Origin of the sequence: Methylobrevis pamukkalensis, from assembly GCF_001720135.1 — a bacterium.
In the GTDB taxonomy this organism is placed as follows: Bacteria; Pseudomonadota; Alphaproteobacteria; order Rhizobiales; family Pleomorphomonadaceae; genus Methylobrevis; species Methylobrevis pamukkalensis.
On the sequence record NZ_MCRJ01000058.1, the window covers coordinates 1 to 26,465 of the forward strand.

Here is a 26,465-nt window from a genome sequence, read left to right on the forward strand (position 1 = left end):
GGTGCCCGCCGGTCACGCAAGACCAGTCCGGCGGGCACCCGACCCGAGGGGGAGGCGGCCTCGGGTGTGGGGAGAACATAAAACGGGATATATCCGCGTCAATCCGGAAAGGCGGACATGTCCCATTTTTTGCGGTGCGCATCCCGAATACTGCGGATGGCGCTTGAAATCGCTCGACATTGCCGAGGGTTGTGCGCAGTCTTTCGGCAACCGCGCGCATGGGGCCGTGCGGACCTGGGGATGGGGCAATCATGAAAAAGGGATTGGCTGCGGTCGTCGTCGGCGCGATTGCGCTCGGCGGGTGCGTGACGACCGAGGTGACGAGGTTCCAGCCGGGGCAGGGGCAGGAATCGATCTATCGCCAGGGCCTGCCGGCCGTGGTGTCGATGAAGCCGGGCAGCACGATGATCATCGCCCCGGTGACGCGCAACCAGGCGCCCGGCCTGCGGCCGAGCTACGTGGCGGCGATCTACAATTCCTCCGGCCAGCCGGTGACCTTCGAATACACCGGCATCACCGTGCATCAGCGCGGGCCGGACGGCGGCATGCGGCCGGTCAGGGTCTACAACGTCGACGACCTGCAGCGCGAGGCGCGCAATCAGGCGATCATGGGGGCGATCCTCGTCGGCGCGGCGGCGGCTGGCGGCGCGGCGATCGCGGCCAACAATGCCGGCCATTATTCCGGAACCGGCACGATCTACGGGCGCCACGGCGCGCGGACCTTCACCTATTCAGGCTGGGATCAGGGCCGGGCCAACGCGGCGGCGGCCGGCGTGGCGGCGGCGGGTGGTGTGGCCGTGGGCGCGATTGCCGTCCAGGGCCAGCAGGCGGTGGCGGCGCTGGAAAGCCAGATGCTGCAGACCAACACGATCATGCCCGGCGAGTGGTACGGCGGGCAGTTCCAGTTCGCCCGGGATGCCAAGGAGGGCCCGCGCATTCCGCACAGCGACCCGCGCCAGTACCGGATTGACTTCGCGGTCGGGCCGACGACGCACGTGTTCGACCTGACGACGGAGCGGGTGAAGCAGGAGTGAATGGCAGGTGCGCCCGGCCGATCCGGGCAGGGCGCACCATGTCGGGCGCGCTAGAAGGCCAGCCGGGCGGCGCGCAGCGAGCCGAATTTCTCGGGGCCATATTTGGTGTCGACCACGACCGAGCCGTCTTCATACTGGCGGTAGTTCCGGCCTTTCACGTCGCCCCGACGCACGATCACGCCGAATTCGTCCGCGTCGACGGAATGGCTGACGACGCGCGCCGGAACGACCTCACCGTCCGGGCCGGTGGATGGCTGTTCGATGGGAACGATCGCAGCGGCGCGCCTGCCAAGCGCCGCGGCGATGCGGTCGGCCCCGCGCACGACGCCGTCGTAGACCATGATCAGCAGGCCGGTGACGATCGCGCACTGGGCGATGGCGCCGAGATGCAGGTTGTAGACGTCGCCGCCGCCAACGAACAGCATCAGCCAGCCGAGGCAGGTGATCATCACGCCGACATAACCGAGGCCGCCCATGTTCCCCTCCGGGTTGCGTTGAGGGGCGCATCTTCACCCGGCCTCGCGAAAAAGTCGAGTGACGGGGCATCGTGTGGCGGGTGTGGGGTGGGTCAGGCGTTGTCGAGCAGGATGGCGCCGACGACCATGCCCACGTAGTTGATCCAGAGATCCTGCGAGGTCCTGATCTGGATCCAGTCCTGATGCGCGGGATCGGTCGATTCCGGCACGAGCCAGATGCTGCCGTCACGGGGTTCGCGGTAGACGGTCTTCAGGGTGTGCTCGCGGGTTCCGTCCGGCTTCGACCGCTCGACGTGGTAGCGCTGGCCGGGGATCAGATCCTTCTCGCGGTCGAGGCGATGCTGCAGGATCACGAGCGTGCCGGCCGGAAAGACCTTGTTCATGGAGCTTCCCCGGATTTCCGCCGCGTAGAGTGCCCCCGGCGCATAACGCCGCCGGGCCGGGAACAGCGCGAAGCGCGCCTCTTCCCCCGTCCAGTCGTCCTCCTCCCGCCACACACCGGCCTGCAACGTGCCCTGGACCGGGACGCGGGTGTAGTCGGGCGGGATCGTGTCGCCGTCGAGGGCGAAGATGCCGGGGCTGATCTCCCGGCCGGGCGCGTTGTCGATGTCCTCGACGCCGCGCCCGAAGGCCAGCCACTCCGGCGTCGTGCGCAGCACCGGCGCGAGCTGGGCGAGCGTCTCCAGCTTCGGCGTCGCTCCCTTGCGCTCGAGGTCGCGGATCAGCCCGGCGCTGAAGCCTGCGTCCTTCGACGCCTTCGCCGCCTTGATCCGGCATGCGGCAAGCCGCGCGTTGATGCGCGCGGTCACCTCTTCCTTGTGCTGCCTGGCGGTCTCGTCGGTCATGTCGGGATTATTCCCGATCATGAAATCCGCTCCAATATGGACATGACCCGTTGACGAAATCGGGACATGTCCCGTATCGTGTCCGGCATGAGTGATATCCAGCATCTCCTGACCCTCGTTGACGCCTACTGCCAGGCAACCCGTGCGGCGGAGACGACCCTCTCCACCCGCGTCTTTTCGGACGGCAAGCGGCTGAACGCCATCCGCGCCGGCAGCGACATCGGCGTGCGCCGGTTCGCGCGGGCGATGCAGTGGTTTTCCGACAACTGGCCGGAGGGTCTCGACTGGCCGGCCGATGTGCCGCACCCCGCCTGCGCCGAGCCTGCCGCCACCCCCTCACCCCAGCCCTCTCCCCGTGGGGGAGAGGGGGTTTGCGCTGAGGCCTCGACATGAGCTGCGCGATTCGCCTTGTCGCCGGCCGGGCGGTGTGCCGCGACTGCGGCCTCGAGGTGGCCGCCACGTCGCGGCTGACGACCTGCCCGCGCGAACGCGAGGCCTATGGCCTGTGCAGCCTGCCGGGGCAAGGGTTCGAGCCGTTTCCCGAGATTCCTCTTTCCCAACCCGCCGTCGGCCGCGCTCCCTCCCGCGCCGACCCGGTGCCCGGCGCCTCACCCCTTTGCGCCGCGCCGGCGGGGCCGTGTCCTCCTGCGGCCCCGCATGGTCTTGCCCGCCCTGTCCTCTCGTCTGACGGGAGCCCCGAATGAGCCTGCGCGACATCACGGCCCGATTCTCCTGCGACGGGTGTGGTGCCCGTTTCGAGGGCTACATCGACCCTGCGTGGCGCACCTGCGAGGTCCTGCCCAGCGTGTTCGATCTTGCCGAGGACGCGATCCGCGGCTTCGGCCCCGGCTCGGTGCAGGCCGACATGCACCTCTGCGCCGCGTGCACGCGGGTCGCGGACGCGATCGGCGACGAGGAATATCTCCCGACGCGCGACGAGATCGTTGCGGCGCTGGCGCGGGCGGACCGTCCGGAGCGCGCCCCATGAAGACCGCCCGCGCCCTGCATCTCAGGATCGTGCTGCACGACCGGCTGACGCCGTCGGGCGGGGGCATGACCTCCTGCCCGGACGTGGTGCGGCTGGTGCCGGACAGCGGGCTCGTGCTGCGCGCCCATGATGGCGCGTGGCTCTCGCGGCAGCAGATGCGGATCTTCTGCGCGGTCGCGGCCAGTTACCACCGACGCGTGCCTGTCGGCGAGATCGTCGAGGCGCTGACCTTCGATGACCCGACCGGCGGCGCGGCGACGATCATCGATATCATCAAGGTGGCCACACTGACGATCACGCGCGGCTCGCCGGCCTCGGCCTGCAGATTGTCTGTGAGGATCGCGGCTTTCGCGCCCTCAACGATCTCCGCCACCCGTCGCACCACCGCCCGCCCTCCCTCATTCGTGCCCGTCCGGCGCTCTCCGCCGGGCCGGAAGGACCCTGATCTCCTGGGCCCTGATCTCGGGGCCCCCTGATCTCTACGCAGTTTCCCGCACGCCCGCGTGCGCCGCAACAAGAACGCGAGGTTCAAGTTATGAACGCTGTCAAGCCCCGGATTTCCGGGAGTTCCCATGACGCGATCCGGCGGCTGGTCGCCGGCTGCGGCGGGGTGGAGGCGGTCGCCGATTTCCTCGGCAAAGGAGCCTCCACCGTCTACGCCTGGACCAATCCGGACAGCCCCGGCGAGGCGCCCTTCGCGCTGATCGCCACGCTCACCGACCATTTCGGCGCCACCGCCTGCGCCGAGCATCTGGCGCTTCGGGCCGGCGGCGTGTTCCTGCCGCTGCCGCCGGCCGACAGCGGCGCCGCCGAGGTGCTGTCGGCGGAGGTGGCCGACGAGGTGGGCGGGCTGCTCGCCGACATGATCCGCTCGTCGGCGAAGGGCTCGGAGGGCGGCGAGGCGTGGACGCCGCGCGAGGCGGCGCGGATCCTCGCCGATGCCGACCGCCTGCTGCACACGGTGGCCGAAATCCGCAGCCTCGCCGCACGGGTGGTGACCCCGCCCTCGGCCGACGCGGTGGTGCCGTTCACGGGCGCGCGCCGCCCGGCGCAGGGCGGGGAGGGCGGCTGATGTCCTTTCCCTCGCCGCATGTCCTTGCCCGGGTGATTCTTGCCGCCTGCCGGATCACCGGCGAGGCGCCGGAGGATGTGGTGCGCGGGGCGATGGGCCTGCGCGCCCGGCATTACGCGCTGGCCGGGCTGATCGTCGCCTTTCCGGAGGCGGAAAAGCGCAGCTTGGCGCGGTGTCTTGGCTATGGCTCCGTCAACTCGGCGGCGTCCAATCTGGGGCAGTGCCGGCGCAGCCTGTGGTGGCGCGAGGAGAATGTGGACGCCTGCCGGGTCGCGGCGCTTTGCGGCGCTGTTCCGGCTCCGGCTCCGGCTCCGGCTTCCTCGGTTCCGCCTCCCGTGCCTGCGGAGCCCGCGCCGGTGGCGCCCGATCTCGCGGCCCTTTCCGCGCCTGCCTTCCGCTGGGCCGACATGCCGTTCGAGGATCGGGTGCAGGAGGTGCGCCGCCGGCTCGATGCCGGGATGTCTCTGGCCGGGATCGCCACGGCGCTCGGCGCGCAGAGCCGGGGTGCGATCGTCGGCTTCATCGACCGGAACCTGCGGAAGGACGAGCGGGAGCCTCGGCCGGAGCGGCCTTTGTCTTCGGCGCGGGCCGAAAAGCCGTCGCCCGCGCCGCCCGTGGTTCTTCCCGAGATCTTGCCGCCGCCGGAGGGGACCGTCACGCTGTTTTCGGCAGGTCTCCTGCAGTGCCGCAACCCGCTGTGGGGCGCGGCGACACCCGGGCCGGAGCGTGCCTTCGTCTGCGGCGCGCCGGTGGTGCCTCCCACGTCCTATTGCCGGGCCTGCGGCCTGCGGCTCTTCGCCGGCAAGGCGATCACGCGCGGGTCGATGACCCTGCCGACAACCTCCAACCGTCACGCCACCACCCGGCCCGATCCGGACCGTCGCAACCGTCCGGTGCTCGCCGCATCGGGGAAAGGCTGGGCATGACCGACATCCTCGCTCCCGGCTTCGCCCCCGCCCCCGCGCCCGACGCTTACCGCGCCTTCCTCGAGTCGAAGATCAGGATGCGCCGGCGACCGGCTTCGATGTCGACCCGGCCGAACTCAATCCGCGCCTGAAGGACCACACCCGCGCCATCGTGCGCTGGGCGGTGGCCGGCGGGCGGCGGGCGGTGTTTGCCAGTTTCGGGCTGCACAAGACCGCGACCCAGCTGGAGATCCTGCGCATCCTGCGGGGGCGGATCGGCGGCGAGCAGCTGATCACCCTGCCGCTCGGCGTGCGGCAGGAGTTCTTTCGCGAGGCCGCCGCGCGGTTCGTGGCGGATGAGGCGGGCGATCACCGGGTCGCGCTCAAGTTCATCCGCTCGGATGCCGAGATCGACGGCGGCGACCACATCTACGTGACCAATTTCGAGAGCGTGCGCGAGGGCAAGGTCAGCCCCAAGCTGTTCTCGGCCGCCAGCCTCGACGAGGCGAGCGTGCTGCGCTCCTTCGGGTCGAAGACCTATCAGGAGTTCACCGACCTCTTCCGCGACGTGCGGTTCCGCTTCGTGGCCACCGCCACCCCCTCGCCGAACCGCTTCAAGGAACTGATCCACTACGCCGGATTCCTCGGCGTGATGGACACGGGGCAGGCGCTGACCCGCTTCTTCCAGCGCAACAGCACAAAGGCCGGAGACCTCACACTCTACCCGCACAAGGAACGCGAATTCTGGCTGTGGGTCGCCTCTTGGGCGGTGATCATCCAGAAGCCGTCCGACCTCGGATTTTCCGACGAGGGCTATGACCTGCCGCCGCTGAAGGTGACCTGGCACGAGGTGCCGGCCGGCGACGGCGGCACGCAGGTGGACCGCGACGGGCAGATGATGCTCGTGCGCGACGGGGCGCGCGGCCTTCCGCAAGAGGCGCGCGAGCGGCGCCTGGCGCTGCCGTCGGTGATCGAGAAGCTCAAGGGGATCGTCGCCGCCGACAAGGCTGACCCGAGCGGCGATCACCGGATCATCTGGCACGACCTGGAGGACGAGCGCCGCGCGATCGAGAAGGCGATCCCGGGCGCGCGCTCGGTCTGGGGCACGCAGGATCTCGACGAGCGCGAACAGCGGATCGCCGACTTCTCCGACGGGCTGTTCCCGATCCTCTCCACCAAGCCGGTGATCGCCGGATCGGGCTGCAATTTCCAGCGCTTCTGCCACAAGGCCGCCTTCGTCGGCGTCGGGCACAAGTTCAACGACTTCATCCAGGCGATCCACCGGCTGCAGCGCTTCGGCCAGCCGCATCCCGTCGAGGTCGACGTGATCTATCCCGAGACGCTGCGCGAGACGCGCCGCGACCTCGAGGACAAGTGGGCGCGGCACGAGGAGATGGCGACGAAGATGAGCGAGATCATCCGGACCTACGGCCTCGACCAGCTGTCGATGGCCACGGCGCTCACCCGCTCGATCGGGGTGGAGCGGATCGAGGCGCGCGGCGAGGGCTGGCAGGTGGCCAACAACGACTGCGTCGACGAGGCGCGGCGGATGGAGGACGGCAGCGTCGACCTGATCGTCTCGTCGATCCCCTTCTCCAACCACTACGAATACACGCCGAGTTACAACGATTTCGGCCACACCGACGACGACGACCATTTCTTCGCCCAGATGGACCACCTGACGCCGGAGCTGCTGCGGGTGCTCAAGCCCGGCCGCAACGCCTGCATCCACGTCAAGGACAGGATCCTGTTCGGCTCGGTCACCGGCTTCGGCACGCCGACGGTCAACCCGTTTCATGCCAAGACGCTGGCGCACTTCATGCGCCACGGTTTTCTCTACATGGGCATGATCACGATCGACACTGACGTGGTGCGCGAGAACAACCAGACCTATCGGCTCGGCTGGAGCGAGAACGCCAAGGACAGCACCAAGATGGGCTGTGGCTCGCCCGAGTATCTGCTGATCTTCCGCAAGCTTCCGACCGACCGCACCCACGCCTATGCCGACGAGCGGGTGACCAAGGACAAGCCGCTGTGCCGGGCTCCTTCCGACGACGGAGGCGAGGGTGCCCTGGTGCCCTTCGACCGCAAGCTGACGCCGGAGCCGGGCACCGGCTACAGCCGGGCTCGCTGGCAGATCGACGCGCACGCCCGCTGGCGATCCTCCGGCAACCGCAACCTGACGGCCGCCGAATTCGCGGCGCTCGACCCGAAGGTGGTCGGCAAGGTGTTCAAGGCCTTCTCGATGGAAGAGGTCTACGACTACGAGACCCACGTCGCGATCGGCGAGGCACTCGACGCGCGCGGCACGCTGCCGTCCGACTTCATGTCGCTGTGGCCGGGCACGACCCGGCCCGACGTGTGGCATGACGTGGACCGGATGCGCACGCTCAACACCTCGCAGGCCGCCAAGGGCCGTGAGATGCACGTCTGCCCGCTGCAGTTCGACATCGTCGACCGCTGCATCGCGCGCTTCTCGGCGCCCGGCGACCTCGTCTTCGACCCCTTCGGCGGCCTCTTCACCGTCCCGGTCCGCGCGCTGGCGCTGGGTCGCCGCGGCCGCGCCGCCGAACTCAACCCCGGGTATTTTCTCGATGGGGTGAAGTATCTCGAGGCCGAGGCGCGGAAGAAGGCGGTGCCGTCGCTGTTCGACCTGCTGGAGGCGGCGGAGTGATGCGCGAGATCAGCATCGACAGCTTTGCCGGTGGCGGCGGCGCATCGACAGGATACGAGATGGCGATGGGCCGGTCGCCGGACATCGCGATCAACCACGACCGGTTCGCGCTGGCGATGCACCGGGCGAACCACCCGGCCACGCGGCACATGCTCCAGGACGTGGCGACGGTCGATGCCGTCGGCATGTGCGGCGGCAGGCCGATCGGCATGCTGTGGATGTCGCCCGACTGCACCGACCATTCGAAGGCCAAGGGCGCGGCGCCGCGGCGCGACGGTGACAAGACCACGCGCGGGATCGGCTGGGCCATCTTCGGCTGGGTCAAGGCGCTGCCGAAGTGGCAGAAGCCCCGTGTGATCTTTCTCGAAAACGTCGAGGAATACGTCGACTGGGGGCCGCTGCTGCCAGATGGCAAACGGTGCCCGGTGCGCAAGGGCGAGACCTTCAAGGCCTTCGTCGAGGCGTGGCGCGCGCTCGGCTACGTGGTGGAGTGGCGGGAGCGGCGCGCCTGGTGGTCGGGCTCGGCCACGATCCGCAAGCGGCTGTTCATGGTCATGCGCCGCGACGGCGAGCCGATCGTCTGGCCGGAGCGGCATTTCGGCGATCCCGGCAACGCGGCCGATGCCGCGCGCATCGTGGCCGGCGAGATGAAGCCCTGGCCGATCGTGGCCGACTGCATCGATTTCAGCCTGCCGATCCCGTCGATCTTCGACAGTTCGGCGGAGATCAAGGCCAAGCTCGGCCTGGTCGCCAAGCGGCCGCTGGCGTTCAACACGATGGCCCGCGTCGCCAAGGGCGTGCAGAAGCGCGTCCTGCGCAGGCGTCCCTTCATCGTGAAGGTGAACCACACGGCCCGCCGCGGCGAGGCGCGCGACCGCTCGATCGACATGCCGCTGTCGGCCCTGACCGCAACACGCGACGACGCGATCGTGATGCCCTTCGTCGCCTATGCCCAGCAGGGCGGCGGCACGCGGCCGGCCGATGCCCCGTCGCAGACGTTCACGGCCTCGGCGAAGGACCAGAATGTGGTCATTGCCCCCTATCTGGTGCCGCGCTACGGCGAGCGCGACGGACAGGAGCCTCGCAACCTGGCCGTCGACAAGCCCGGACCGACGCCGGTGCCGACCGGGAACGAAGGGTCGCTCGTCGCGGTCTCGCTCTGCCGGGAGTTCGGCAACTCGGTCGGTTCCGGCGTTGCCGAGCCGGTGGGGACGATCACGGCCGGCGGCAGCGGCAAGACCTCGCTGGTGGCTGCCTTCATGGCGCAGCATTCGGCCGGGACGCACCCGGGCCAGCCGTCGAAGCCGGTCGACGAGCCGCTTTCGACGCTGACGGTGCGCGGGACGCAACAGAATGTTGTCGCGGTCTCGATGCTGACGCTGCGCGGCAGCGAGCGGCGCACCGCAGCGGCGGACCAGCCGGCAACGACGATCTCGTCGGGCGGGCAGCACCACGCGCTCGTCAGCATGCCGCTGATGACGGTCTACTACGGCACGGACGAAGTCGGCGCGAGTGTCGATGCACCTGGGCGCACGGACACCGCCAAGGCCCGGTTCGGCCTCGTCGAGGCGCTGGCCGGCGTTCCGCCCTTCTCGGCCGGGCATGAGGCCAAGGCGCGCAAGGTGGCGGATCTGCTGCGCGCGCATGGCTGCTGGGACGACCGGGAGTTCGTCACAGTCGATGTCGACGGCATCCTGTTCGTGATCGTCGACATCTGCATGCGGATGCTGACGCCGCGCGAGCGCTACACCGCCAACGGATTTCCCCTCGACTACATCATCGACCACGGCATCGACGCCGACGGCTCGATCATCCGCTTCACGCTGGAGCAGCAGGGGCACATGTGCGGCAACGCCGTCTGCCCGACGGAGGCCCGCGACCTGGTGGCGGCCAACTACCAGCCGCGCGAAGTGTCCGCCCCGGTTCGGAAGCGGACGGCCAAGCCGATGGAGATGTTCGCGTTCGGGGAGGCGGCGGAGTGATGCGCCCTCTTCTTTCAGGCGGCCTCGACGCCGATCACCAGCCGCTGCCCCATCGCCGCCAGCGCCGCACTGAGCGTCGGCAGCTTGGTTGGGTGCATCGGGTCGAGGATGCGGCGGGCGGCCTTCTCGTCGATGCCGAGGCGGTGGGCGAGTTCGGTGCGGGTGATGTCGGCGGCGAGAAACGCCTCGATCACGGCGAGCTTGGCCGCCACCTCCGGTTCGGGCGCGATCTGCGGCATCGCTGGCGCCGGCGAGGCGGCGGGGAGCGTCCGGCCAGCGCGCAGGATGGCAAGCAGCGCCAGCCCGAGGGCATCGGCGGCATTGGCGCGGGCCTCCGCTTCGCCTGTGCCCTCGGTGATAGCCTCCGGCACGTCCGGGAAGCTGACGACGGTGACGGCCGGATCGTCGCCGGGCTCGAAAAGGGCGGGGTAGGTGTAGGTTCTCATCTCTGCGGTTCCGTTCAATTTGCCCGTCCGGGCGGTGATGGAGGCGGGCGACGCCGGGGCTCAATCGAGCCCCAGCGCCTTCCTGATCTTCCGGGCCGTCTTCGGGTCGATCTCGCGGGAGGGGAGGGTGGTGAATGTCTCGCCGACCCAGACCATCGCGTGGCCGCCCTTGCCTCTGCCTGTCTCGACCCGGAAGCCGAGGTTTTTGGCTTTGGCTTCGTCCCGGAGGGCGGCGATGAAGCGGTCTCGCTTATCCATGTCCGTCTCCGTTTCGATGAATTGACTATCGGACATTTTTGTCCGCCCGTCAAGGGATTTCGGACAAAAAATGTCCGAAAGAATTGGCGCGCTGGAGGCATCGAGGCGGGGGTGCTGGCCATGACCACCCTCGACGATCTTGCCCGCGAGTTGGGCCGGGCGCGGGCCGCGTATGAGCGGCGGCGGGACAATGCCGATCTCTATCGCCGGATGCTGGAGGCGCAGGTGGCGTTTCAGGACGCGCAGCTGCGAGCGGCGCAGGAGACGATCGCCCGCGAGCGGGCGCGCTGTCTGGCCCTTGGCAAGGCGCTGCGCAAGCGGCGCGAGGGATACGAGCGGGTGATCGAGCAGATGCGGGACTTTGCCCGGCCGCTGCGGCGCAGCCGACGCGGCGCAATCGAGGCGCCGGACCTGTTCGGGGGTACCTCGTGAACGCAGCGGATCAACCCGCCGCCCCTGCCGGGCCGCGCGTCTCCATCCACGACCAGATCAGCTGGCACAAGCGCCACGCGGATGGGCGGGCCAACTTTCTCGCCGATCGCGTCGCCAGGGGCAGGATGACGCAGGCGGCGGCCGACAAGGAGATCGAGGCGATGGACGCCATCGGGCGCACGCTGTCCTTCGTGCGCCGCCATGCCGACGACTTCAGGGCATTCATCGCCGCCCGGCAGGCCTTCGAGGCCGAACGGGCGGCCGAACTGGACAAGATGCAACGGGACGACGTGTCATGAGCGGGCCGCGTTATTCGATCATTCCCGCCGGCGCCGTGGTCGATCCACGTCTGGAGGGCCGCGACCTGCAGGTGCTGGCGCTGCTCGGCATCCACGCCAACGAGCTTGGCTGGTGTCGCCGCAGTCAGGTCACCATGCGCGGCAGCTTGCCTGCGCCCGCTCGACGATCCAGTCGGCGCTGCGGCGGCTGATGGAAGCCGGGTGGCTGGAGAAGCGCACCGGCACGCGCCACAGCGGCGGCGACGCGGCGCACTGGTATCGCGTGCGCCTCGACGTGACTGCGGCCGACATGGCGGCGGCCGGCGCCACGTTGCTGCTGGATGAGGCCGGCGACGACCTGCCGCCGCCTGACGAGATGGGCCTCGACGGGTTTGTCGAGGGGGCTTTCGGGGGGGCTGATTTCGGGCCGGAAGAGGCTGCGGCCGATGCTGTGGACGGTGCCGACCTGTCGGCACCCCCTGCCGACAGGTCGGCAGGGGGTGCCGCTCCTGGACCGGCAGGGGGTGCCGGCCCTGCATCGGCACCAATGTTAACGACCCCTCTTAACGGCTCTTGCCTGAAACCTACCCCCCAACCCCCAAGGGGGAGAGAGAGGCGCGCGCTTCGCAACGACAGGGCCGACGGCAAGCGCAGCGCCACGGACAGGGGAAGCGGGGGCGACGGGGGGCCTCCACCGGGCGATTTCGACGAGGCGGGGTTTGCGACGTTCTTCGAGCGATGGCTGTCGGCCTCCGACAAGCATCGGCACGACAGCAGGTCGCAGGCCTTCGCGGTCTGGAAGGGGCTTGGAGAGGCAGAGCGGGCAGCGGCGAGCCGGGATGAGGCGATCACCACCGTGGTGAGCGAACAGCGCCGCAACGGCCGGAAATCCTTCGTCGCTGCCAAGACCTACCTGCGTGAAAAGTTCTGGGAACGAGGCGGGGGCGATCCGTCGGCGCGGTCGGATACCGGACGCTCGCGCCGTGGTCGCGGGTGTGGTGGGCGCGCTGGTGGTGGCTTTCCCGCCTCGGCGCCAAGGACGCGGCCGGCAACCGGCATCGCGGGCCGCAGATCGCCGCGGCCATGGTGGACAGCGCCCGGCGCAATCTGGCCGTCGGCGAGACCGAAACGGAGGCGGCACGGCTGGAGGCCGTGGCGGTGGGCTTCGTCTATGTGCTGGTCGGATCGAACGAATTTGGCGCGTGGAAGGCGCATTGGCGGCATCGCGGCATCGACCTGCCCAAGCCCGACCATGCCGACAGGATCTTCATGCCGAGCCTCTGGCCCCCCGACGAGGGCGGCGAGGTGATGGAATTTGCGGGATTGGAGGGCTGAGATGGCGATGATGCAGCGGATGATGATCGAGGTGCCGGCCGCGTGGGACGCGAGCAAGGTGGACCTCGTCGAGATCGCCGTCTCCTCCGGGCTGAAAGGCATGGCGCGGCGGGGGGAGATCGGGTTGCCGGAGCTTCGGGCCGCGGCCTGGGTGCGGGCGACGATCGAGGCGGCGGAGGCGGGCGGCGTGAAGGCGATCGACTACGGCCGCGTCAAGGTCGACACCAGCCTGATGGGTGGCGGCGAGCCAACGGCGATGGTGGTGTCGGCGATCCGGCTGGTCGAGCGCGTCCGTGCGCAGGTCGGCGAGGCGGCGTTCCGGATCGTGCGCGCGGTCTGCTTCGAAGGGCGAAGCGTGACCGAGGTGGCGATCGGATGGCCGACGGCAAAGGTGAGTGATGCCGGTGTCGACACGAACACCCGCAAATACGTCGGGCGGATGCTGCGCGAGGCGCTGGCCTCGATCGACGAGGCGTTCTGCGGCACGCTCGACCCGGCTCGGTCCGGCGTGAAGGTGCGGGGGAAGGTGTCGCCCCGTCGCGGTGGCGCTTGACAGGGGCCCAACGCGATGGCCTCCTCATCAAACATCCAGACATGCGCCTCGGCCCGACGGCCGGGGCGTCGTCGTTTCTGGCAATCCCCTCGACATCGCCGACCCCTCGACCGACCCGACCGGCCCCGCCGCGCGGCCCGCCCGATTGCGCGGGTCCTTCCCCCGATCCCCCGCAATGCGGCGGACGAAGGCGCGGGGTGATTGGAGAGAGAGCGGGGAATGGAGCCTCAAGGTTTAGCAGCGGGCTCAAGGATTTAGGGGAGCCTCAAGCATCGGCTAAAGGAGGTGCGCGGCATGGGGGAGGTCGTCACGAAGGGCGATTTCGCCAGGCTGCTGAACGTCTCCGCCGGGCGGGTGTCGCAGTACATTTCGGAAGGGAAGATCTTCGGGCCGGCGATCGTCGGGGAGGGGATGCGGGCGAGAATCGACGTGGATGTCGCCCGCGAGCAGCTCAGGTCCGGTCTCGACACGACCCAGCGATTCTCGCTGAACGGACTTTCGACGCGGCTGGATGATGCGCCGGCGCCGGTGGTGGCGACGATATCCACAGGCTCTTCATCCTCGGTCTCTTCGCGGGCGGACAGCCTCGAGGAGCAGATCAAGCGGGAGAAGCTGGCGCAGGCGCGGATGCAGACCGAGCGCCAGGCGGAGGAGCGGGCGGCGAGCGCCGGGCGCTACGTGCTGGCGAGCGCGATGCGCGAGGAGGCGGTCAAGGTCGCGGCGCGGATGCTGACGCTGTTCGAGGGCGCGATCTCTGACATGGCCGGCGAGGTCACGGCGGCGGCGGGTGCCGCGGCGAACGAGGGCCGGACGCTGACGAACCGGGACATCACGTTTGCGCTCAAGGGGTCGCTGCGGAAGGTGCGCGAGCGGGCGGCGCGGGAAATCCGGGATCAGGCCCTGGCGCTGCCGGAGACCGTGCTCGACAGCGGCGGCATCGATGTCAGTGACACGGACGATGCTGTCGGCATGGTCCCGGAGCGGGCCCCGGATCTGGCCGAAGACGAGATCGACGAGGTGGAACCGGCATGAATGCGCCGATGATCCGGCTTGCCAATCCCGAGCGGATCGCCATGGAGGCGCTGGCGGATGTCCTGACCCCGCCGCCGCCGATCGATTACGAGAAATGGGCGGTCGACAATGTGGTGTTTACCACCACGGACAGCCCGTCGTTTCCCGGACCCTACGATCCGGACCTGTTTCCGTTCTTCACGGAGATCCTCAAGGCGCTGTCGCCGGATGATCCCTGCGGCACGGTGACCTTCCGCAAGTCGGCGCAGCTGGGCGGCACGGTGCTCGCCAACATCTTCACGCTCGGCAGCCTGACGATGGACGCCGGGGACATGCTCTATGTCCACCCGACCGAGGAGAACGGGCGGCGCTGGTCGCGGATGAAGCTCAAGCGGCTGATGGATTCCACGGCGCTGGTGCGCCGGCTGTTTCCGGCGAGCGCGAAGGACGCCTCCGACAGCACGATGCGCAAGGAGCGCCGGGACGGGCTGGCGACGCTTCAGATCGCCGGCGCCAATTCGGCGGCGGGCCTGTCGCAGATGACAGTCGCCCGCCAGGTGCAGGACGATCTTGCCAAGTGGTCGAACAACGACGCGGGCGATCCGGAATCCCAGGCGGACAGCCGGTCGTGGGCGGTCGAGTTCGCCAAGGTGTTCAAGATCTCGACGCCGATGGTGATGCCCGGCTGCCGGATCACGAAGAATTTCGAGGAAGGCAGTCAGGAATATTACGAGGTGCCCTGTCCGCACTGCGACACCTATCAGGTGCTCGAGTGGGACAACCTCAAGGCCAACATCGAGGCCGGGCATCTGGAGGATGCGCATTTCGACTGCGTGTCCTGCGGCTGCGCGATCGAGGACCATCATCGCCGGGCGATGGTGCGGCGGGGCAAATGGGTGGCGCGCCGGCCGGAAATGAAGGCGCGGCACCGGTCATTCTTCCTGTGGTCGGCGTATTCGGCGCTGCAGTCGCTGGCGCGGATTGCCTACAAATGGCTGAAGGCGAAGGGCGAAGCAGGCGCCGAACAGACGTTCCTCAACGACGTGGTCGGCGAGGCGTTCGTGACGACCGGCGAGGCGCCGGCCTGGGAAGATCTTCGCCGGCGCGGCGACGAGCTGGGTCATGCGCGCGGCACGATCCCGGCCGGCGGCCTGGTGGTCACCTGCGGCATCGACGTGCAGGGCAACCGGATCGAGTGGCAGGCGAACGCCTGGACGCGCAACCGGGGTGCCTGTGTCATCGACTACGGGGTGATCCCGCACGAGATCGGCGACCCGGAGGCGACCGAGGCGCTGGACAGGCTGACGACGCGGACCTTCCGCAACTGCGCCGGCCGGCAGATCGGCTTCGACCGGATCGCGATCGACGGCAACTATCGCACCGATGACGTGCTCGCCTGGGCCAAGCGCAAGCCGGCCTCGCTGGTGATGGTGGTGCGCGGCGTCGGCAAGGACGGCAAACCGACGCTCGCCTTCGTCAAGAAGGAATACACCAAGGCCGGCAAGGTGCGGAAACACGGCGGTCGGTTCTTCAACGTCGGCACGTCGGGGATCAAGCTCCGGCTCTATCACAACTTAAGCAAGGACGATCCGGTCTCGCCCGGATACATCGCCTTCCCGAAGTTCCTCGGCGACGACTATTACCGGATGCTGACAGCCGAGCGGCGCAAGCCGATCAAGCGGCGCAGCGGCTTCATCGAATACGAGTGGGTGACGGTGGAGGAGCGCAACGAAGCGCTCGACACCTTCGTCTATTCCTTTGCGGCCTTCTACCGCTACGCCGGCGACCAGCAGTCCGACGAGTTCTGGGACCGGATGGAAGCCGAGCGCGAGACGCCGATGGCCGGCGCGCAACTCGATTTCGAAGACCTGCCGCTTGGACCCTCTCCGGTGCCGGCCTCGCCTGCGGCGACCGAGGCTCCTGCCGCCAATCCGGCGGAGGCCAGGCCGGGCAAGTCGAAGATGACCGACGCACTCGCCGCGCTCGCGGCGCTCAACGGGTGACCCCATGACCGCTGACGAGATCCGAACCGCCATCGCCCGGCTGGAGGCGACCAAGCTTGACCGGCTGGCGGGCACACAGGTGCAGAAATCGGCCTATCCGGACACCGGGTCGGTCGAGTTCGTGGCAGTCACCACCGACGAGATCGACCGGGAGATCCTGAAACTGCGCGGCAAGCTCTCGGCCCTGACTGGCGAAAAGATCGGCGTCGGCCCGCTGCGTCCGCGCTTCGGATCTCGCTTCTGATGGCGGCCTCGGCAAAGCCCGTTGTGCGCGTCCGGGCGGGCGACACGACGGGGGCTTCGGCGCGGCTGGCGTCGGCTGGCGGCTATGCCGGCGGGTTCACGGCGCGCAGCAACTATGCCGCGGCCGATCTCGGCAGCCAGGCGATGGGCGGCTATCTGCCGCCGTTGCTGTCGGCGGATGCGGCGTGGCTCGCCGAGCGCGACGTGACGGTGGCGCGACTGCGCGACCTGATCCGCAACGAGGGCTGGGCGCAATCGGCGGTCAACCGGCTGACCGACATGTCGGTCGGGGCGACCTTCCGGCTTTCGGCCAAGCCCGACCCGGTGGGCCTCGGGATTTCGGTGGAGGCGGCAAAGGCCTTCGGCCGCGAGATCGACGCGGCGTGGCGGCAGTATGCCGACGATCCGACGTTCCGCGGCGACGTGCAGCGGAGGCTGTTGTTTGCCGGGATGGTTGGCCTTGCGTTCCGGGAAATGGTCGGGGTCGGCGAGGCGGTGGCGGTGCTGCACTGGCGGCCGCGCGCGGGCTGGCCGTTCGCGACCTGCCTGCAGATCATCGACCCGGACCGATTGTCCAATCCCGATGGGCGGATGGACGACGATCATCTGCGCGGCGGGGTGGAGCTCGACGACGACGGCGCGCCGGTGGCCTATTACCTGCGGCGGCGGCACCCCGGCGACGTGGCCGGTTCGCTCGACGCCTTCACCTGGGACCGGGTGCCGCGGTGGGAACAGATCGGAGACTGGGAACGGCCGCGTGTTTTGCATGCCTATGAGATGGGGCGCGCCGACCAGAGCCGGGGCATTTCCGGTCTCGTCTCGGCACTCGTCAGCACGCGGATGCTGTCGCGTTACTCGGAGGCGGAGGTGCGGACCGCCGCGCTGAACGCAACGATCACCGGCGCGATCTATTCGGAGTTCGGCAACCACTACATGGCCGAGCTACTGGGCGCCGACGAGAGCGAAATGGACTGGGGGGCGCTCAACACCCAGCGCGCGGAATTCTACAAGAACCGGCCGACCTATGAAGATACCCGGTTCCTGATGATGCATCCGACGGACAAGCTGGAGATGAACACCCAGGCGCGCAATACCTCCGGATTTCCGGCCTTCCAGGCGGTGTTCCTCCAGAAGCTCGCGGCCTCGATCGGCCTCTCCTACGAACAGCTGTCGATGGACTGGTCGAAGACCAACTATTCCTCGGCGCGGGCGGCGCTGAACGAGGTGTGGCGGCGGATCAACGTGCTGCGGGCGACGATCATCAACAGCTTTACCCAGCCGTTCTATACGGCCTGGCTTGAGGATGCGATCGACAGCGGACGGCTCACGGTCCCGGCCGGCGCCCCGGATTTCTACGACGCGCCAGCGGCTTATGTACGCGCCGACTGGATCGGCCCGCCGCGCGGCTATGTCGATCCGGTCAAGGAAGCGCAGGCCTCGCAGATGAGAATCGAGGCGATGATCTCGACGCTCGAGCGCGAGATCGCCGAACAGGGCGGCGACATCGACACGGTGCTGCCGCAGCTGGCCGCCGAACAGGCGATGCTGGCCAGCCTCGGCCTTCGCCCCAGCGCTGTCGATCCGTCGGTGATCGCGCCGACCGACGATCCCAACGCCGACCGCCGCCCCGGCGAGATCTGAGGACACCCATGACCCGACATCCTTCGCTGGCGGCCTTCACGGGCCGCCCGATCCCGCTTGCGCCGCAGGGCGCGGCGGGCGTGCAGGAGATGATCCTGCGGGACGACCGCAGGCGCGACGAGCGGTCGCTGCTGGCGCGGTTGCTGGGGCGGGGCGACGAGGCGCCGGCCGAAAAGCCCGCGGCGTGGACGCCGACCTATCTGCGCGGCCGGGCGATCGTTCGGCCCTCCGGCCTGATCGTGGCGGACGGCGTGGCGGTGATCGACGTGCGCGGGCCGCTGATGGACCGGGCGATCTGCTGGTACGACGGCGATGTCTGGGTCGAAGGCTATGACCGGCTGACGATGATGCTGCAGGAAGCCGAAGGCGATGAGGCGATCGGCGCGGTGATGCTGCGCTTCGACACGCCGGGCGGGCTGGTCGACGGGCTGGAGAGCTTCGCCGCGGCGATCGGCAAGGTGAGTGCGGCGGGCAAGCCGGTGCATGGCTTCGTCGGGTCGGCCGCGCTGTCGGCCGGATACTGGGCGATCGTCTCCTGCGACAAGGTCGTGTCGGCGCCGGAAGGCCTGGTCGGCTCGATCGGCGTGATCATCATGCATGCCGAGTATTCCAAGGCGCTCGCCGAGGCGGGCGCACGGTGACGGCGATCAAGTTCGGCGACCAAAAGGACGACGGCAGCTGGTCGGCGCCGCTGTCCGACAGTGCGCGGGCAACCCTGCAGGAGATGGTCGACTGGACCGGCGAGCGTTTCGTCGGCCATGTCGCCGCGCGGCGCGGGCTTTCGCGCGAGGCGGTGCTCGGCACCAAGGCGGCCGTGATTCCGCATTCCGATGCCGCGCTGGCCGGCGGCTTCATCGACGCCATTGCCTCCGAAGAGGAGGCCTTTGCTGCTCTTGCTGCGCTGGTGCGCGGCGAAACACCCGACGCCGGACCTGTGGCCGGCGCGGGAACCCCGGCCGATCCCGCGGCCACATCATCTGCAACCGAACAGGAGGCCGACATGGCCGTGAAGACCAAGATGGCGGCGATCCTCGCCGGCAAGGATGACGCCGAGACCAAGCTCAAGGCGCTGGCGAAGCTCGCCGAAAGCGCGGAGCCGGAGGAGGAAGCGGCGGACGGCGAGGACGACGACGAGGACGAGATGGCCAAGGACAAGGCCGCCGAAGACGATGAGCCGGAGGAGGAAGCGGCGGAAGGCGAGGACGAGGAGCCGAAGGCCGCCGCCACCGGTGCCATGGCCGCCGTCGCGCTCGCCACCTCGCCCCAGGCCAAGGGCCGCGAGGCGCTGGCGCGCAAACTCGCCGCCAAGGTGCAGGCGAAGAAGCTGACCTATGGCGAGGCCAAGGACATGCTTGCTGCCGCGCCGAAGAGCGGCCGTCTTGCGGAGGCGATGGGCGGGCGCACGCCCGCGCTCGGCGGCGGCGGCGGCGCGCCGGCCGGCGGGGAGAAGGCGGCCGAAGCCTCGTGGGACAAGGCCTTTGCCAAGGTGCCCGGCGCCAAGCCCCGCTGACCCCGGCTTCTGATCTTCACGACGCGCGGACAGCCGCGCGGCCCTGATCTGACCTGACATCCAACTGGAGACTTCCCGATGGTTACCCTGACCGAGGCCCGCCACGCGGGCGGTTTCATCGTGAGCGAGGCCAACAACTTCCGCTCGCGCGACGAGGTGGTGATTGCCGAGGGCGAGGTTGTCGCCGCCGGCCAGGTGCTGGCGGCGCTCTACGGCGACGCGCTGACGGCCGTGTCTGCCGCCAAGAGCGGCGGCAACACCGGCAACGGCACGCTGACGATGGACGCGACCACGCCGGTGCTGCCCGGAGCCAAGCCCGGCGTCTACACGGTGCGCTGCATCACCGCCGCCAGCAACGGCGGCACGTTCCGGGTCGAGGATCCGGACGGCAACGTGCTCGGCGACGTGGCGGTCGGCTCCGCCTTCACCGACGACATCAAGTTCGCGATCGCCGACGGTTCGTCCGACTTCATCGTCGGCGACGGCTTCGACATCACGCTGACGCTGGACGCGGCCGACGTCGTGTGGGTCGCCTTCGACCATGACGGCACCGACGGCAGCCAATATGCCGCGGGCTTTGCCTATGACGCCTATGACGCGACCGACGCGGCGGTGCGTGGCGTGGGCCTCGTGCGCGACTGCGAGATCTGCGAGGCGGACGTGACCTGGCCGTCCGGGATGACCGCCGGCGAGAAGGCCGCGGCGCGCCACCAGCTTTCGCAGCGCGGCATCATCCTGCGCTGACCTTTCGCCGGCCGCAGGGCGCGGCCGGCCCCCTTCGTCCTTTCCCCTTCCCAAGCCGGCGTGGTCGCCGGCCCCTCATGACAAGGATCAACGCCATGGCGACCATGGATGTCTTCAAGAACGATGTCTTCTCGGCTGTGAGCCTGACGGCGGCCGTCGACAAGATCGGCTATGTGCCGGGGTTTCTCTCCTCGCTGCCGGGGCTCTACGTGCCGACCCCGGTCCGCACAACCGACGTCTTCATCGAGGAGCGGTCGAACGCGCCGGCGCTGATCCAGACCAGCCCGCGTGGCGCGCCGCCAAAGCAGAAGGCCCGCGAACTGCGCACCGCCCGGTCGTTCCAGACGCTGCGGCTGGCGCAGTCGTCGACGATCCAGTCTTCGGAAATCCAGAACATCCGCGCATTTGGCTCCGAGACTGAACTGGAGCAGGTACAGGTCGAGGTGGCTCGGCGGCTTTCCCTGATGCGGGCCGACATGGAACTGACCCGGGAGAACATGCTGCTCGGCATGGTGCAGGGGGTGGTGACGGATGCCGACGGCACCCCGCTCTACAACTGGGCGACCGAGTTCCAGCAGACGATCCCGGCGGAGCTCGATTTCGACCTCGACAACGCCGCGCCGGCCTCCGGCGTGGTGCGCAAGAAGTGCAACGAGGTGGTGCGCTCGATCACCCGCGGCCTCAAGGGCATGGGCGGCAACGCGGTGCGGATCGTCGGCCTTTGCGGTGATGCCTTCTGGGATGATCTCACGGCGCATTCGGAGGTGCGCGAGACCTTCCTCAACACCCAGATGGCGGCCAGTCTGCGGGAAGGCAACGCCTTCGAGCAGTTCACTTTCGGCGGCATCACCTTCGTCAACTACCGGGGAACGGACGACGGCTCGACGGTGGCGATCGGCACCGACAAGTGCAAATTCTTCCCGCTCAACGCCGGCATCTTCCCGATGGCCTTCGCCCCGGCCGAGCCGTTCGACTTCGCAAACACACTCGGCAGGGAGTTCTATTCCTGGATGGTCTACGACCGCGACCGGAATATGTGGGTGCAGCCGGAGATGTACTCCTACCCGCTGCCGGTGTGCGTGATGCCGCAGGCGCTGCACCGCGCCAAGCGGACCTGACGGCCCGGCGGCGATGGCACGCACGGACCTCGGCGCGGCGCACAACGCCGCGCAGTTCGGGATGTGGGGCGTTCCGGCGTCCTACATTCCGCCGGGCGAAGAGGCCGGCATCGCCTGCACCGTGATCGTGACCCGGCCGGACGCCATGGCCGGGTTCGGCGACGGGCGGGCGGTGCTGGGGCGGCGGGTGCTGAAGGTGCGGGCCAGCGAGGTGACGCCGGCCGAGGGCGGGACATTCGTGATTTCGACCGGCGAGACGGTGACCGTGCGTGCGGCACCGCGGCGCGAGGATCCGCTGCGGCAGATCTGGACCTGCGAGGTGCCGTGATGGCGGGTTCGGATCGGGCGCTCGTCTCGGCGGCGATCGAGGGCAACCTGCCGGCCTTCGTCGAGGGGAGGATCGCGGCCGTCGAGACGGCGATGATGGCGGCGGCGCGGGCCACGGTCCGCGCCGGCGTCGGCCGGCTGCGGGTGGATGTGGTCTCGGCCGGGCTTGGCCAGCGGGTCGCCAACACCTGGCGATCGGAGGTCTACCCGAAGCGCGGCCGGTCGATGGCGCCGGCCGGCTACATCTACAGCCGGGCCTCGGCGATCGTCTCGGCCTTCGAGGAGGGGGCGACGATCCGGCCGGTCAAGGGCTCGGTGTTCCTGTGGCTGCCGACCGAGCATGTGCCACGCCGGGGCGGGCGGCGGCTGAAGCCGGAAGAGGTGGAGAACAGCTTCAACATCGACCTCGACATCGTGCCGTCCTTGACCCGGCCCGGCGTCTATCTGGCCGTGCTGCGGGCGATCAGGACAAAGTCGCGGAAGGGCTTCCGGCAGGCGAAACGCGGCGAGCTGGACGCGGGCAAGAATGTGACCAGCGTGCCGATGTTCGTGCTCGTCCGCCAGGTGCGCCTGCAGCGGCGCCTTGATGGCGCGAAGATCCGCACCCAGCTTGGCGCCGAATGGCTCGGGTCCGTTTCCCGGCATGTGGCCGATGCGCTCGACGACGAGGGATAGGCCATGAGCACGACCGACACGGTTCTGGCGGCGCTGCACGCCGCGCTGGTGGCAACGTTCACGGCGGCCGGGCTTGGACCGGTGCACCGCGACCGGGCGGTGCCGGCCTCGCTGTTCGAACCGGCCGAGGGCGGCGAGATCTACGCCAACCTCGCCGACGGCGACGGGCGGGTGACCGAGGTGCTGATCGGCGCGGGCGACGCCGGCGGCAACATCTACGAGATCGAGCACCTGGCCGAGGTCGACTTCGCGGTGGCGGACGTGGACACGGATCGCCGGATTGCGAATTTCGATGCCGGGCTGATCGCGATCCACGATGCGGCAAAGGCGCTGGCGGCGGCCGTGGCTGATGATGAGCATCCGCTGCACGCGGTGCTCGGCGACGCGGATGTGGCCGAGGTGCTGCGCAGCAACACCGTGTTTGACGGCGCGCCGCAAGTCAAAGCCGCGACGGTCAAGGTCTCGCTGAACATCCAGAGCAACCGGCCTTTCTAGTGGGGGCCATCCCTCTTGCGGTTCCCTCCAGAGGGATAGACACGCCTGCCGCGCCACTCTTCCAAGGGGCGCATCCCGCCTGCGGTTCCCTCCGGTGGGATGCGCGCGCTTGCCGCGCCTCCTGCGCAAGTATTCCCCGGCATGACGCCGTTTTCTGACAACTAGGAGATCCTGACATGCCGACACTGCGTCAGCCTGACGGCAAGGAACTGCGGCTTTATCACCTCGAGGAGGATGACTTCGGCGCGGCGGTGAGCGGCGGCGACTACATTCCGACCGTCTGCTACTCGTTCGGGCTTCGCCCGGCCCGGCCGCTGGAGGCGGACAACCTGCTGGGCGAGACGCTGACTACGGTGCGCGATCCGGGCGCGCCGGCGCCGGGGTTGACCGACGTGTCCGGCCAGGTGGTGGTGCCGCTCGATTTCCGGCACATCGGCTACTGGCTGAAACTGCTGTTCGGCGCGCCGGTGACGACCGGGTCCGCGACCTACGCCCACGTGTTCACCTCCGGCGGGGTGGAGTTGCCGACCTGGCATCTGCCGGCGCCGATCGGCACGGCGCGGGCGGTGCATTCCGGGGTGGCCGCCAAGACGATCCAGTTCCAGCTGGGGCAGGAGGCGGGCTATCGGCGGGCGACGATCGCGCTGATGGGCAAGGACACGGCCTACCCGTCGTCGTTCGATCTCGGCACCACGCCGGCGATGCTGGCGCGCGCGCCGTTCGCCGCGTCCAAGGGTGTGCTTGCGATCGGCGGGGAGCCGGTGGCCAACCTGCTCGGCTTCGACGGCACTTATGACAACATGATGGAGGCGGAGCGCTTCGTGGACGGGTCCGACACGGTGTCGGGCTTTGCGCCGGGCAGCGCCGACCCGAGCTTCACCGGCTCTCTGCGGCTGCGCTGGCTGGACCGGGCCTACGAGGAGCTGGCGCTGGCCGGCGCCGCCTCGGCGATGACGATCACCTACCAGACGTCGTCGTCGCTCAAGCTCGTGCTCTCGGCACCGGCGACGTATTTCGAGCGCGGCGGGCCGGAGATCGGCGGGCCGGGGCGGATCGAACAGACGGTCGGCTTCCGTTGCGCCCAGAGCGCCAGTGCGGCGATGCTGACCGCGACGCTGACCAACGACGTGGCGGCCTACTGATGCTGCGGCTGATCTCGCCGGCGCTGCTGGCGCCGGCGGCGCTGGTGCTGGCGCCGGGCAGCGTCGTCACCGTGCGCCGACTGACGATGGTGGAATGGGAGGCGGCCGAAGCCGAGGCCGGGGCGCTGACGGAGGCGGTGCGGGACGGGGCCGACGTGCTGTCCGGCCTCGGCGTCGACCTGCCGGCCGAGGCGGACGGGTCGATTGCCGGCCTGCCGCGCTACCTGCTGGCGATCGAGGTGGGCATTCGGGCAATCACCGGATGGGACGGGATCGGGGATGCCGAGGGCAACCCGGTGGAGGTGAGCCGGGACGCGGTGGCGCTGCTGGTGGCCGTCCCGCGCCACGGGCGCAGGATCCTGGGCGCCGCCTTCGGTCACGTCGCGAGGTGATCGCCGAGGGAAAAGGGTTCGCCGCCTCGCAGACTGGCGCGGGGGAGGTGGCGGAGAGTATTGCGCCGGATGCCGGGAACTCGGCGAGCCCTGCGCCCGGGGCGGACGCGGGGCGGACGGAACCCGCTGCCCGGAACACGAGGACCGGCCGAAAAGCCGCGACGGCGCCGCCGCCCTCGCCCTGACGGGCCGGCCGGGCTGCTGGCACCGGGCCGGGCTTGCCGGCGTGGTGACGGGGCTCGACCCGCTGGCGGCCGTGGCCGCCGCGGCGCCGCAGGAGCCGGAGGTGTTCCGGCGGCTGGTGGCGGAAGTGGAAGCCGGGTTCCTGACCGGGGCGCGGCGGCGGATGGCCGAAACGGGGTGATCAGGGGTTCGGGGTGTTGCCGAACTCGTGGCCGCAGAAGCGGCAGACGAGGGCCGCGCGCTTCACGCTCTCCGCACAGCGGGGGCAGAGCTTGAAAGCCTCGGGATGCTGGATAGCCGGCTCGGTCTTTTCTGCGATCGGCGAAAGTAGAAGCACGATGATCACGCCCACCAGTGGGCTGAACAGCAGCGACACAATCATCCAGGCGCCGAAGGACCGACCCCGGCGCTGGGCAAAGCTGCCTACCAGAAATGAAAAACCAAGCCAGCCAAGAAACGTCAGCAAGAATTCCATGTGAGCAGCCTCGACCCGGTCCGGTTGTGTAGCGGACCAATCGTAGCACGACCATTCGGCATATGCGGAGACAACAGATGGCAAAACCCGGCGGCAACGTCACGATCCGGCTGGCGACGAACAACACGGCCGCAGTGAAAGCCGAACTCCGCAATCTTGGCGCCGAGGGTCAGGCGGCGTTGCGCAAGATTGAAGAGGCCGGCCGTGCGCCGGGTGTTGGCATGCACGCGCTTTCCGCCGGCATCCGCACTGCCAAGGACGACTTGGCCGGGCTCGGCAGCCGGATCGGACCAATCGCGGCCGGGCTTCGATCGATGGCCGCTGGTGGGGCGGGTGCGTTTGTTGGCGGTTTCGCGGTGGGGGTGGTGACCGAGGGAATTCAGGGCCTCGTCGCCAGTCTCCGGGCGACGATGACCGCGATGTCTGACCTCAAGGCAGAATCTGCGCGGGCTGGCATCGATGTCGAGCAATTTCAGGCGCTGGGCTATGTCGCACGGCAATCGAATGTCGATGTCGGGGCGCTTACGGACGGCATCAAGGAACTTTCGCTTCGCGCCGACGAGTTCATCCAGACGGGAGGCGGCTCGGGTGCCGACAGTTTCCGCCGGCTCGGCTTCACGGCCAGCGAACTCGCGGGGCGGCTGAAAGACCCATCCGACCTGCTGGTCGAGATCATCGACCGTGTGGAGGAACTCGACAAGGCGGCGCAGATCCGGATTTTCGACGAGTTGTTTGGTGGTACGGGCGGTGAGCAGTTCGTTTCGCTGATTGCACGAGGATCGGACGGTGTTCGCGACATGATCCGGGAGGCGCACAGCCTCGGTATCGTGATCGACAAGGACCTGATCGAGAAAGGTGATGAGCTCAACAAGAGGTTCGAGCGCCTAGTCGACATCATCGGAAGCGGTCTCAAGCGCTCGCTTGTCGAGGTGGCTGGTGTCGTCGAGGGTATTATCGATGGCCTCTCTGGCGACGATCTGGCGACCAAGACTGATGCTGAACTGCTTGAGCTTCTCAAGAAGTACGAACGACGCGCAGGGCCTCGGCGAGGAATCAACGCCGACGACAACAAGGCCGAAGTCGAAGCCGAGCAATTGCGCCGCGAAAACATGCGGTACAACGATCTGGAAGAGCGCAGGGCAAGGGCAAAGCTTGATCCCCCGCCCGAACCGGTCATTCAGGGCACGCCGCCGGTCCCGACCAAGTCGCCGGCGAAGGATCTGGGCCG

Annotated in this window: 33 protein-coding genes and 1 pseudogene; 29 read left to right on the top strand and 5 right to left on the bottom strand. The window is 69.0% G+C overall.

Going from position 1 to position 26,465, the window contains the following annotated elements:
* Positions 1–251: 251 nt before the first annotated feature.
* The gene (locus A6302_RS10945) at positions 252–1,034 is read left to right on the top strand and encodes a hypothetical protein (protein WP_141703664.1); all 783 of its coding nucleotides are present in this window, start codon (positions 252–254) and stop codon (positions 1,032–1,034) included.
* 50 nt (positions 1,035–1,084) lie between these two features.
* On the opposite strand, the gene A6302_RS10950 is transcribed toward A6302_RS10945, so the two are convergent.
* Both A6302_RS10950 and A6302_RS10955 read right to left on the bottom strand, forming a co-directional pair.
* Positions 1,085–1,510, bottom strand: a complete 426-nt coding sequence (locus A6302_RS10950) for a hypothetical protein (RefSeq protein WP_069307069.1) — start codon at positions 1,508–1,510, stop codon at positions 1,085–1,087.
* A gap of 92 nt (positions 1,511–1,602) precedes the next feature.
* Positions 1,603–2,355 (bottom strand): helix-turn-helix domain-containing protein, encoded by a 753-nt coding sequence (locus A6302_RS10955; RefSeq protein WP_069307070.1) that lies wholly within the window; start codon positions 2,353–2,355, stop codon positions 1,603–1,605.
* Between the two features lie 66 nt (positions 2,356–2,421).
* On the opposite strand from A6302_RS10955, the gene A6302_RS24455 reads away from it, so the two are divergent.
* From A6302_RS24455 to A6302_RS10990, 8 genes are all read left to right on the top strand, one after another.
* Positions 2,422–2,748: a hypothetical protein gene (locus tag A6302_RS24455; RefSeq protein ID WP_069307071.1), complete on the top strand. Its 327-nt coding sequence runs from the start codon at positions 2,422–2,424 to the stop codon at positions 2,746–2,748.
* A gap of 307 nt (positions 2,749–3,055) precedes the next feature.
* Entirely contained in the window at positions 3,056–3,343 is a 288-nt protein-coding gene (locus A6302_RS10965) for a hypothetical protein (RefSeq protein WP_069307072.1), read from the top strand.
* Positions 3,340–3,819, top strand: a complete 480-nt coding sequence (locus A6302_RS10970) for a hypothetical protein (RefSeq protein WP_069307073.1) — start codon at positions 3,340–3,342, stop codon at positions 3,817–3,819. Before A6302_RS10965 ends, A6302_RS10970 begins: the two co-directional genes overlap by 4 nt.
* 59 nt (positions 3,820–3,878) lie before the next feature.
* Entirely contained in the window at positions 3,879–4,415 is a 537-nt protein-coding gene (locus tag A6302_RS10975) for a hypothetical protein (RefSeq protein ID WP_069307074.1), read from the top strand.
* Complete coding sequence (locus tag A6302_RS10980) at positions 4,415–5,341, top strand: hypothetical protein (protein WP_069307075.1); 927 nt, start codon at positions 4,415–4,417, stop codon at positions 5,339–5,341. The genes A6302_RS10975 and A6302_RS10980 overlap by 1 nt, the downstream gene beginning before the upstream one ends.
* On the top strand, positions 5,338–5,472 hold the full coding sequence (locus tag A6302_RS25310; protein ID WP_280939093.1) for a hypothetical protein: 135 nt from the start codon (positions 5,338–5,340) through the stop codon (positions 5,470–5,472). The genes A6302_RS10980 and A6302_RS25310 overlap by 4 nt, the downstream gene beginning before the upstream one ends.
* Positions 5,473–5,492: 20 nt before the next feature.
* Positions 5,493–7,994: a DNA methyltransferase gene (locus tag A6302_RS10985; protein WP_245294028.1), complete on the top strand. Its 2,502-nt coding sequence runs from the start codon at positions 5,493–5,495 to the stop codon at positions 7,992–7,994.
* Positions 7,994–9,976 carry a DNA cytosine methyltransferase gene (locus tag A6302_RS10990; protein WP_069307076.1) on the top strand — a complete coding sequence of 661 codons (1,983 nt, stop codon included), beginning with the start codon at positions 7,994–7,996 and terminating at the stop codon, positions 9,974–9,976. Before A6302_RS10985 ends, A6302_RS10990 begins: the two co-directional genes overlap by 1 nt.
* A 14-nt stretch (positions 9,977–9,990) precedes the next feature.
* Here the strand turns inward: A6302_RS10990 and A6302_RS10995 are convergent, their stop codons facing one another.
* Positions 9,991–10,422 (bottom strand): type II toxin-antitoxin system HicB family antitoxin, encoded by a 432-nt coding sequence (locus tag A6302_RS10995; protein ID WP_069307077.1) that lies wholly within the window; start codon positions 10,420–10,422, stop codon positions 9,991–9,993.
* A gap of 60 nt (positions 10,423–10,482) precedes the next feature.
* Positions 10,483–10,680 carry a hypothetical protein gene (locus A6302_RS11000; RefSeq protein WP_141703666.1) on the bottom strand — a complete coding sequence of 66 codons (198 nt, stop codon included), beginning with the start codon at positions 10,678–10,680 and terminating at the stop codon, positions 10,483–10,485.
* Positions 10,681–10,800: 120 nt separating this feature from the next.
* Between A6302_RS11000 and A6302_RS11005 the strand changes: the two genes are divergently transcribed.
* The 19 genes from A6302_RS11005 (at position 10,801) to A6302_RS22905 (ending at position 24,943) form a co-directional block, all read left to right on the top strand.
* Positions 10,801–11,112, top strand: coding sequence for a hypothetical protein (locus tag A6302_RS11005; protein ID WP_141703668.1), 312 nt, complete (start codon positions 10,801–10,803; stop codon positions 11,110–11,112).
* Positions 11,109–11,411 carry a hypothetical protein gene (locus A6302_RS11010; protein ID WP_069307080.1) on the top strand — a complete coding sequence of 101 codons (303 nt, stop codon included), beginning with the start codon at positions 11,109–11,111 and terminating at the stop codon, positions 11,409–11,411. The genes A6302_RS11005 and A6302_RS11010 overlap by 4 nt, the downstream gene beginning before the upstream one ends.
* On the top strand, positions 11,408–11,602 hold the full coding sequence (locus A6302_RS11015) for a hypothetical protein (protein ID WP_069307081.1): 195 nt from the start codon (positions 11,408–11,410) through the stop codon (positions 11,600–11,602). The genes A6302_RS11010 and A6302_RS11015 overlap by 4 nt, the downstream gene beginning before the upstream one ends.
* A 781-nt stretch (positions 11,603–12,383) precedes the next feature.
* Positions 12,384–12,725 (top strand): hypothetical protein, encoded by a 342-nt coding sequence (locus tag A6302_RS11020; protein WP_069307082.1) that lies wholly within the window; start codon positions 12,384–12,386, stop codon positions 12,723–12,725.
* A 19-nt stretch (positions 12,726–12,744) separates the two neighbouring features.
* Positions 12,745–13,278, top strand: coding sequence for a hypothetical protein (locus A6302_RS11025; RefSeq protein ID WP_141703670.1), 534 nt, complete (start codon positions 12,745–12,747; stop codon positions 13,276–13,278).
* A gap of 294 nt (positions 13,279–13,572) precedes the next feature.
* Positions 13,573–14,310: a hypothetical protein gene (locus A6302_RS11030; RefSeq protein WP_069307084.1), complete on the top strand. Its 738-nt coding sequence runs from the start codon at positions 13,573–13,575 to the stop codon at positions 14,308–14,310.
* Positions 14,307–16,292: a phage terminase large subunit family protein gene (locus A6302_RS11035; protein ID WP_141703672.1), complete on the top strand. Its 1,986-nt coding sequence runs from the start codon at positions 14,307–14,309 to the stop codon at positions 16,290–16,292. The genes A6302_RS11030 and A6302_RS11035 overlap by 4 nt, the downstream gene beginning before the upstream one ends.
* 4 nt (positions 16,293–16,296) lie before the next feature.
* The gene (locus A6302_RS11040) at positions 16,297–16,536 is read left to right on the top strand and encodes a hypothetical protein (protein ID WP_069307085.1); all 240 of its coding nucleotides are present in this window, start codon (positions 16,297–16,299) and stop codon (positions 16,534–16,536) included.
* A complete protein-coding gene (locus A6302_RS11045; RefSeq protein ID WP_069307086.1) occupies positions 16,536–18,176 on the top strand; it encodes a phage portal protein in 1,641 nt (546 codons plus the stop codon). The genes A6302_RS11040 and A6302_RS11045 overlap by 1 nt, the downstream gene beginning before the upstream one ends.
* 8 nt (positions 18,177–18,184) lie before the next feature.
* Positions 18,185–18,817, top strand: a complete 633-nt coding sequence (locus A6302_RS25315; protein ID WP_069307087.1) for a S49 family peptidase — start codon at positions 18,185–18,187, stop codon at positions 18,815–18,817.
* On the top strand, positions 18,814–19,686 hold the full coding sequence (locus A6302_RS11055) for a S49 family peptidase (protein WP_069307088.1): 873 nt from the start codon (positions 18,814–18,816) through the stop codon (positions 19,684–19,686). The genes A6302_RS25315 and A6302_RS11055 overlap by 4 nt, the downstream gene beginning before the upstream one ends.
* Before the next feature lie 78 nt (positions 19,687–19,764).
* A complete protein-coding gene (locus A6302_RS11060; protein WP_069307089.1) occupies positions 19,765–20,430 on the top strand; it encodes a head decoration protein in 666 nt (221 codons plus the stop codon).
* Between the two features lie 95 nt (positions 20,431–20,525).
* Positions 20,526–21,548 carry a major capsid protein gene (locus tag A6302_RS11065; RefSeq protein WP_069307090.1) on the top strand — a complete coding sequence of 341 codons (1,023 nt, stop codon included), beginning with the start codon at positions 20,526–20,528 and terminating at the stop codon, positions 21,546–21,548.
* Positions 21,549–21,561: 13 nt separating this feature from the next.
* Complete coding sequence (locus A6302_RS11070) at positions 21,562–21,876, top strand: head-tail joining protein (protein ID WP_069307091.1); 315 nt, start codon at positions 21,562–21,564, stop codon at positions 21,874–21,876.
* Positions 21,876–22,550, top strand: a complete 675-nt coding sequence (locus A6302_RS11075; RefSeq protein WP_069307092.1) for a DUF6441 family protein — start codon at positions 21,876–21,878, stop codon at positions 22,548–22,550. The genes A6302_RS11070 and A6302_RS11075 overlap by 1 nt, the downstream gene beginning before the upstream one ends.
* 3 nt (positions 22,551–22,553) lie before the next feature.
* Positions 22,554–23,045, top strand: a complete 492-nt coding sequence (locus A6302_RS11080; protein WP_069307093.1) for a hypothetical protein — start codon at positions 22,554–22,556, stop codon at positions 23,043–23,045.
* Between the two features lie 176 nt (positions 23,046–23,221).
* The gene (locus A6302_RS11085; RefSeq protein ID WP_069307094.1) at positions 23,222–24,187 is read left to right on the top strand and encodes a phage tail tube protein; all 966 of its coding nucleotides are present in this window, start codon (positions 23,222–23,224) and stop codon (positions 24,185–24,187) included.
* Positions 24,187–24,579 carry a hypothetical protein gene (locus A6302_RS11090; RefSeq protein WP_069307095.1) on the top strand — a complete coding sequence of 131 codons (393 nt, stop codon included), beginning with the start codon at positions 24,187–24,189 and terminating at the stop codon, positions 24,577–24,579. The genes A6302_RS11085 and A6302_RS11090 overlap by 1 nt, the downstream gene beginning before the upstream one ends.
* Positions 24,580–24,805: 226 nt before the next feature.
* Complete coding sequence (locus A6302_RS22905; RefSeq protein WP_169833562.1) at positions 24,806–24,943, top strand: hypothetical protein; 138 nt, start codon at positions 24,806–24,808, stop codon at positions 24,941–24,943.
* Here A6302_RS22905 and A6302_RS11095 read toward each other — a convergent pair whose 3' ends face one another.
* Positions 24,944–25,237, bottom strand: a complete 294-nt coding sequence (locus tag A6302_RS11095; RefSeq protein ID WP_069307096.1) for a zinc ribbon domain-containing protein — start codon at positions 25,235–25,237, stop codon at positions 24,944–24,946.
* 77 nt (positions 25,238–25,314) lie between these two features.
* On the opposite strand from A6302_RS11095, the pseudogene A6302_RS11100 reads away from it, so the two are divergent.
* Positions 25,315–26,465 (top strand): annotated as a pseudogene (locus tag A6302_RS11100) (hypothetical protein); the annotation flags it as partial.

Bases quoted from the DNA above. Each gene is read 5' to 3' on its own strand.
- A6302_RS10945 (WP_141703664.1), top strand. From the start codon at position 252: ATGAAAAAGGGATTGGCTGCGGTCGTCGTCGGCGCGATTGCGCTCGGC.
- A6302_RS10950 (WP_069307069.1), bottom strand. From the start codon at position 1,510: ATGGGCGGCCTCGGTTATGTCGGCGTGATGATCACCTGCCTCGGCTGG.
- A6302_RS10955 (WP_069307070.1), bottom strand. From the start codon at position 2,355: ATGACCGACGAGACCGCCAGGCAGCACAAGGAAGAGGTGACCGCGCGC.
- A6302_RS24455 (WP_069307071.1), top strand. From the start codon at position 2,422: ATGTCCCGTATCGTGTCCGGCATGAGTGATATCCAGCATCTCCTGACC.
- A6302_RS10965 (WP_069307072.1), top strand. From the start codon at position 3,056: ATGAGCCTGCGCGACATCACGGCCCGATTCTCCTGCGACGGGTGTGGT.
- A6302_RS10970 (WP_069307073.1), top strand. From the start codon at position 3,340: ATGAAGACCGCCCGCGCCCTGCATCTCAGGATCGTGCTGCACGACCGG.
- A6302_RS10975 (WP_069307074.1), top strand. From the start codon at position 3,879: ATGAACGCTGTCAAGCCCCGGATTTCCGGGAGTTCCCATGACGCGATC.
- A6302_RS10980 (WP_069307075.1), top strand. From the start codon at position 4,415: ATGTCCTTTCCCTCGCCGCATGTCCTTGCCCGGGTGATTCTTGCCGCC.
- A6302_RS25310 (WP_280939093.1), top strand. From the start codon at position 5,338: ATGACCGACATCCTCGCTCCCGGCTTCGCCCCCGCCCCCGCGCCCGAC.
- A6302_RS10990 (WP_069307076.1), top strand. From the start codon at position 7,994: ATGCGCGAGATCAGCATCGACAGCTTTGCCGGTGGCGGCGGCGCATCG.
- A6302_RS10995 (WP_069307077.1), bottom strand. From the start codon at position 10,422: ATGAGAACCTACACCTACCCCGCCCTTTTCGAGCCCGGCGACGATCCG.
- A6302_RS11000 (WP_141703666.1), bottom strand. From the start codon at position 10,680: ATGGATAAGCGAGACCGCTTCATCGCCGCCCTCCGGGACGAAGCCAAA.
- A6302_RS11005 (WP_141703668.1), top strand. From the start codon at position 10,801: ATGACCACCCTCGACGATCTTGCCCGCGAGTTGGGCCGGGCGCGGGCC.
- A6302_RS11015 (WP_069307081.1), top strand. From the start codon at position 11,408: ATGAGCGGGCCGCGTTATTCGATCATTCCCGCCGGCGCCGTGGTCGAT.
- A6302_RS11025 (WP_141703670.1), top strand. From the start codon at position 12,745: ATGATGATCGAGGTGCCGGCCGCGTGGGACGCGAGCAAGGTGGACCTC.
- A6302_RS11030 (WP_069307084.1), top strand. From the start codon at position 13,573: ATGGGGGAGGTCGTCACGAAGGGCGATTTCGCCAGGCTGCTGAACGTC.
- A6302_RS11035 (WP_141703672.1), top strand. From the start codon at position 14,307: ATGAATGCGCCGATGATCCGGCTTGCCAATCCCGAGCGGATCGCCATG.
- A6302_RS11040 (WP_069307085.1), top strand. From the start codon at position 16,297: ATGACCGCTGACGAGATCCGAACCGCCATCGCCCGGCTGGAGGCGACC.
- A6302_RS11045 (WP_069307086.1), top strand. From the start codon at position 16,536: ATGGCGGCCTCGGCAAAGCCCGTTGTGCGCGTCCGGGCGGGCGACACG.
- A6302_RS25315 (WP_069307087.1), top strand. From the start codon at position 18,185: ATGACCCGACATCCTTCGCTGGCGGCCTTCACGGGCCGCCCGATCCCG.
- A6302_RS11060 (WP_069307089.1), top strand. From the start codon at position 19,765: ATGGTTACCCTGACCGAGGCCCGCCACGCGGGCGGTTTCATCGTGAGC.
- A6302_RS11065 (WP_069307090.1), top strand. From the start codon at position 20,526: ATGGCGACCATGGATGTCTTCAAGAACGATGTCTTCTCGGCTGTGAGC.
- A6302_RS11070 (WP_069307091.1), top strand. From the start codon at position 21,562: ATGGCACGCACGGACCTCGGCGCGGCGCACAACGCCGCGCAGTTCGGG.
- A6302_RS11075 (WP_069307092.1), top strand. From the start codon at position 21,876: ATGGCGGGTTCGGATCGGGCGCTCGTCTCGGCGGCGATCGAGGGCAAC.
- A6302_RS11080 (WP_069307093.1), top strand. From the start codon at position 22,554: ATGAGCACGACCGACACGGTTCTGGCGGCGCTGCACGCCGCGCTGGTG.
- A6302_RS11085 (WP_069307094.1), top strand. From the start codon at position 23,222: ATGCCGACACTGCGTCAGCCTGACGGCAAGGAACTGCGGCTTTATCAC.
- A6302_RS11090 (WP_069307095.1), top strand. From the start codon at position 24,187: ATGCTGCGGCTGATCTCGCCGGCGCTGCTGGCGCCGGCGGCGCTGGTG.
- A6302_RS11095 (WP_069307096.1), bottom strand. From the start codon at position 25,237: ATGGAATTCTTGCTGACGTTTCTTGGCTGGCTTGGTTTTTCATTTCTG.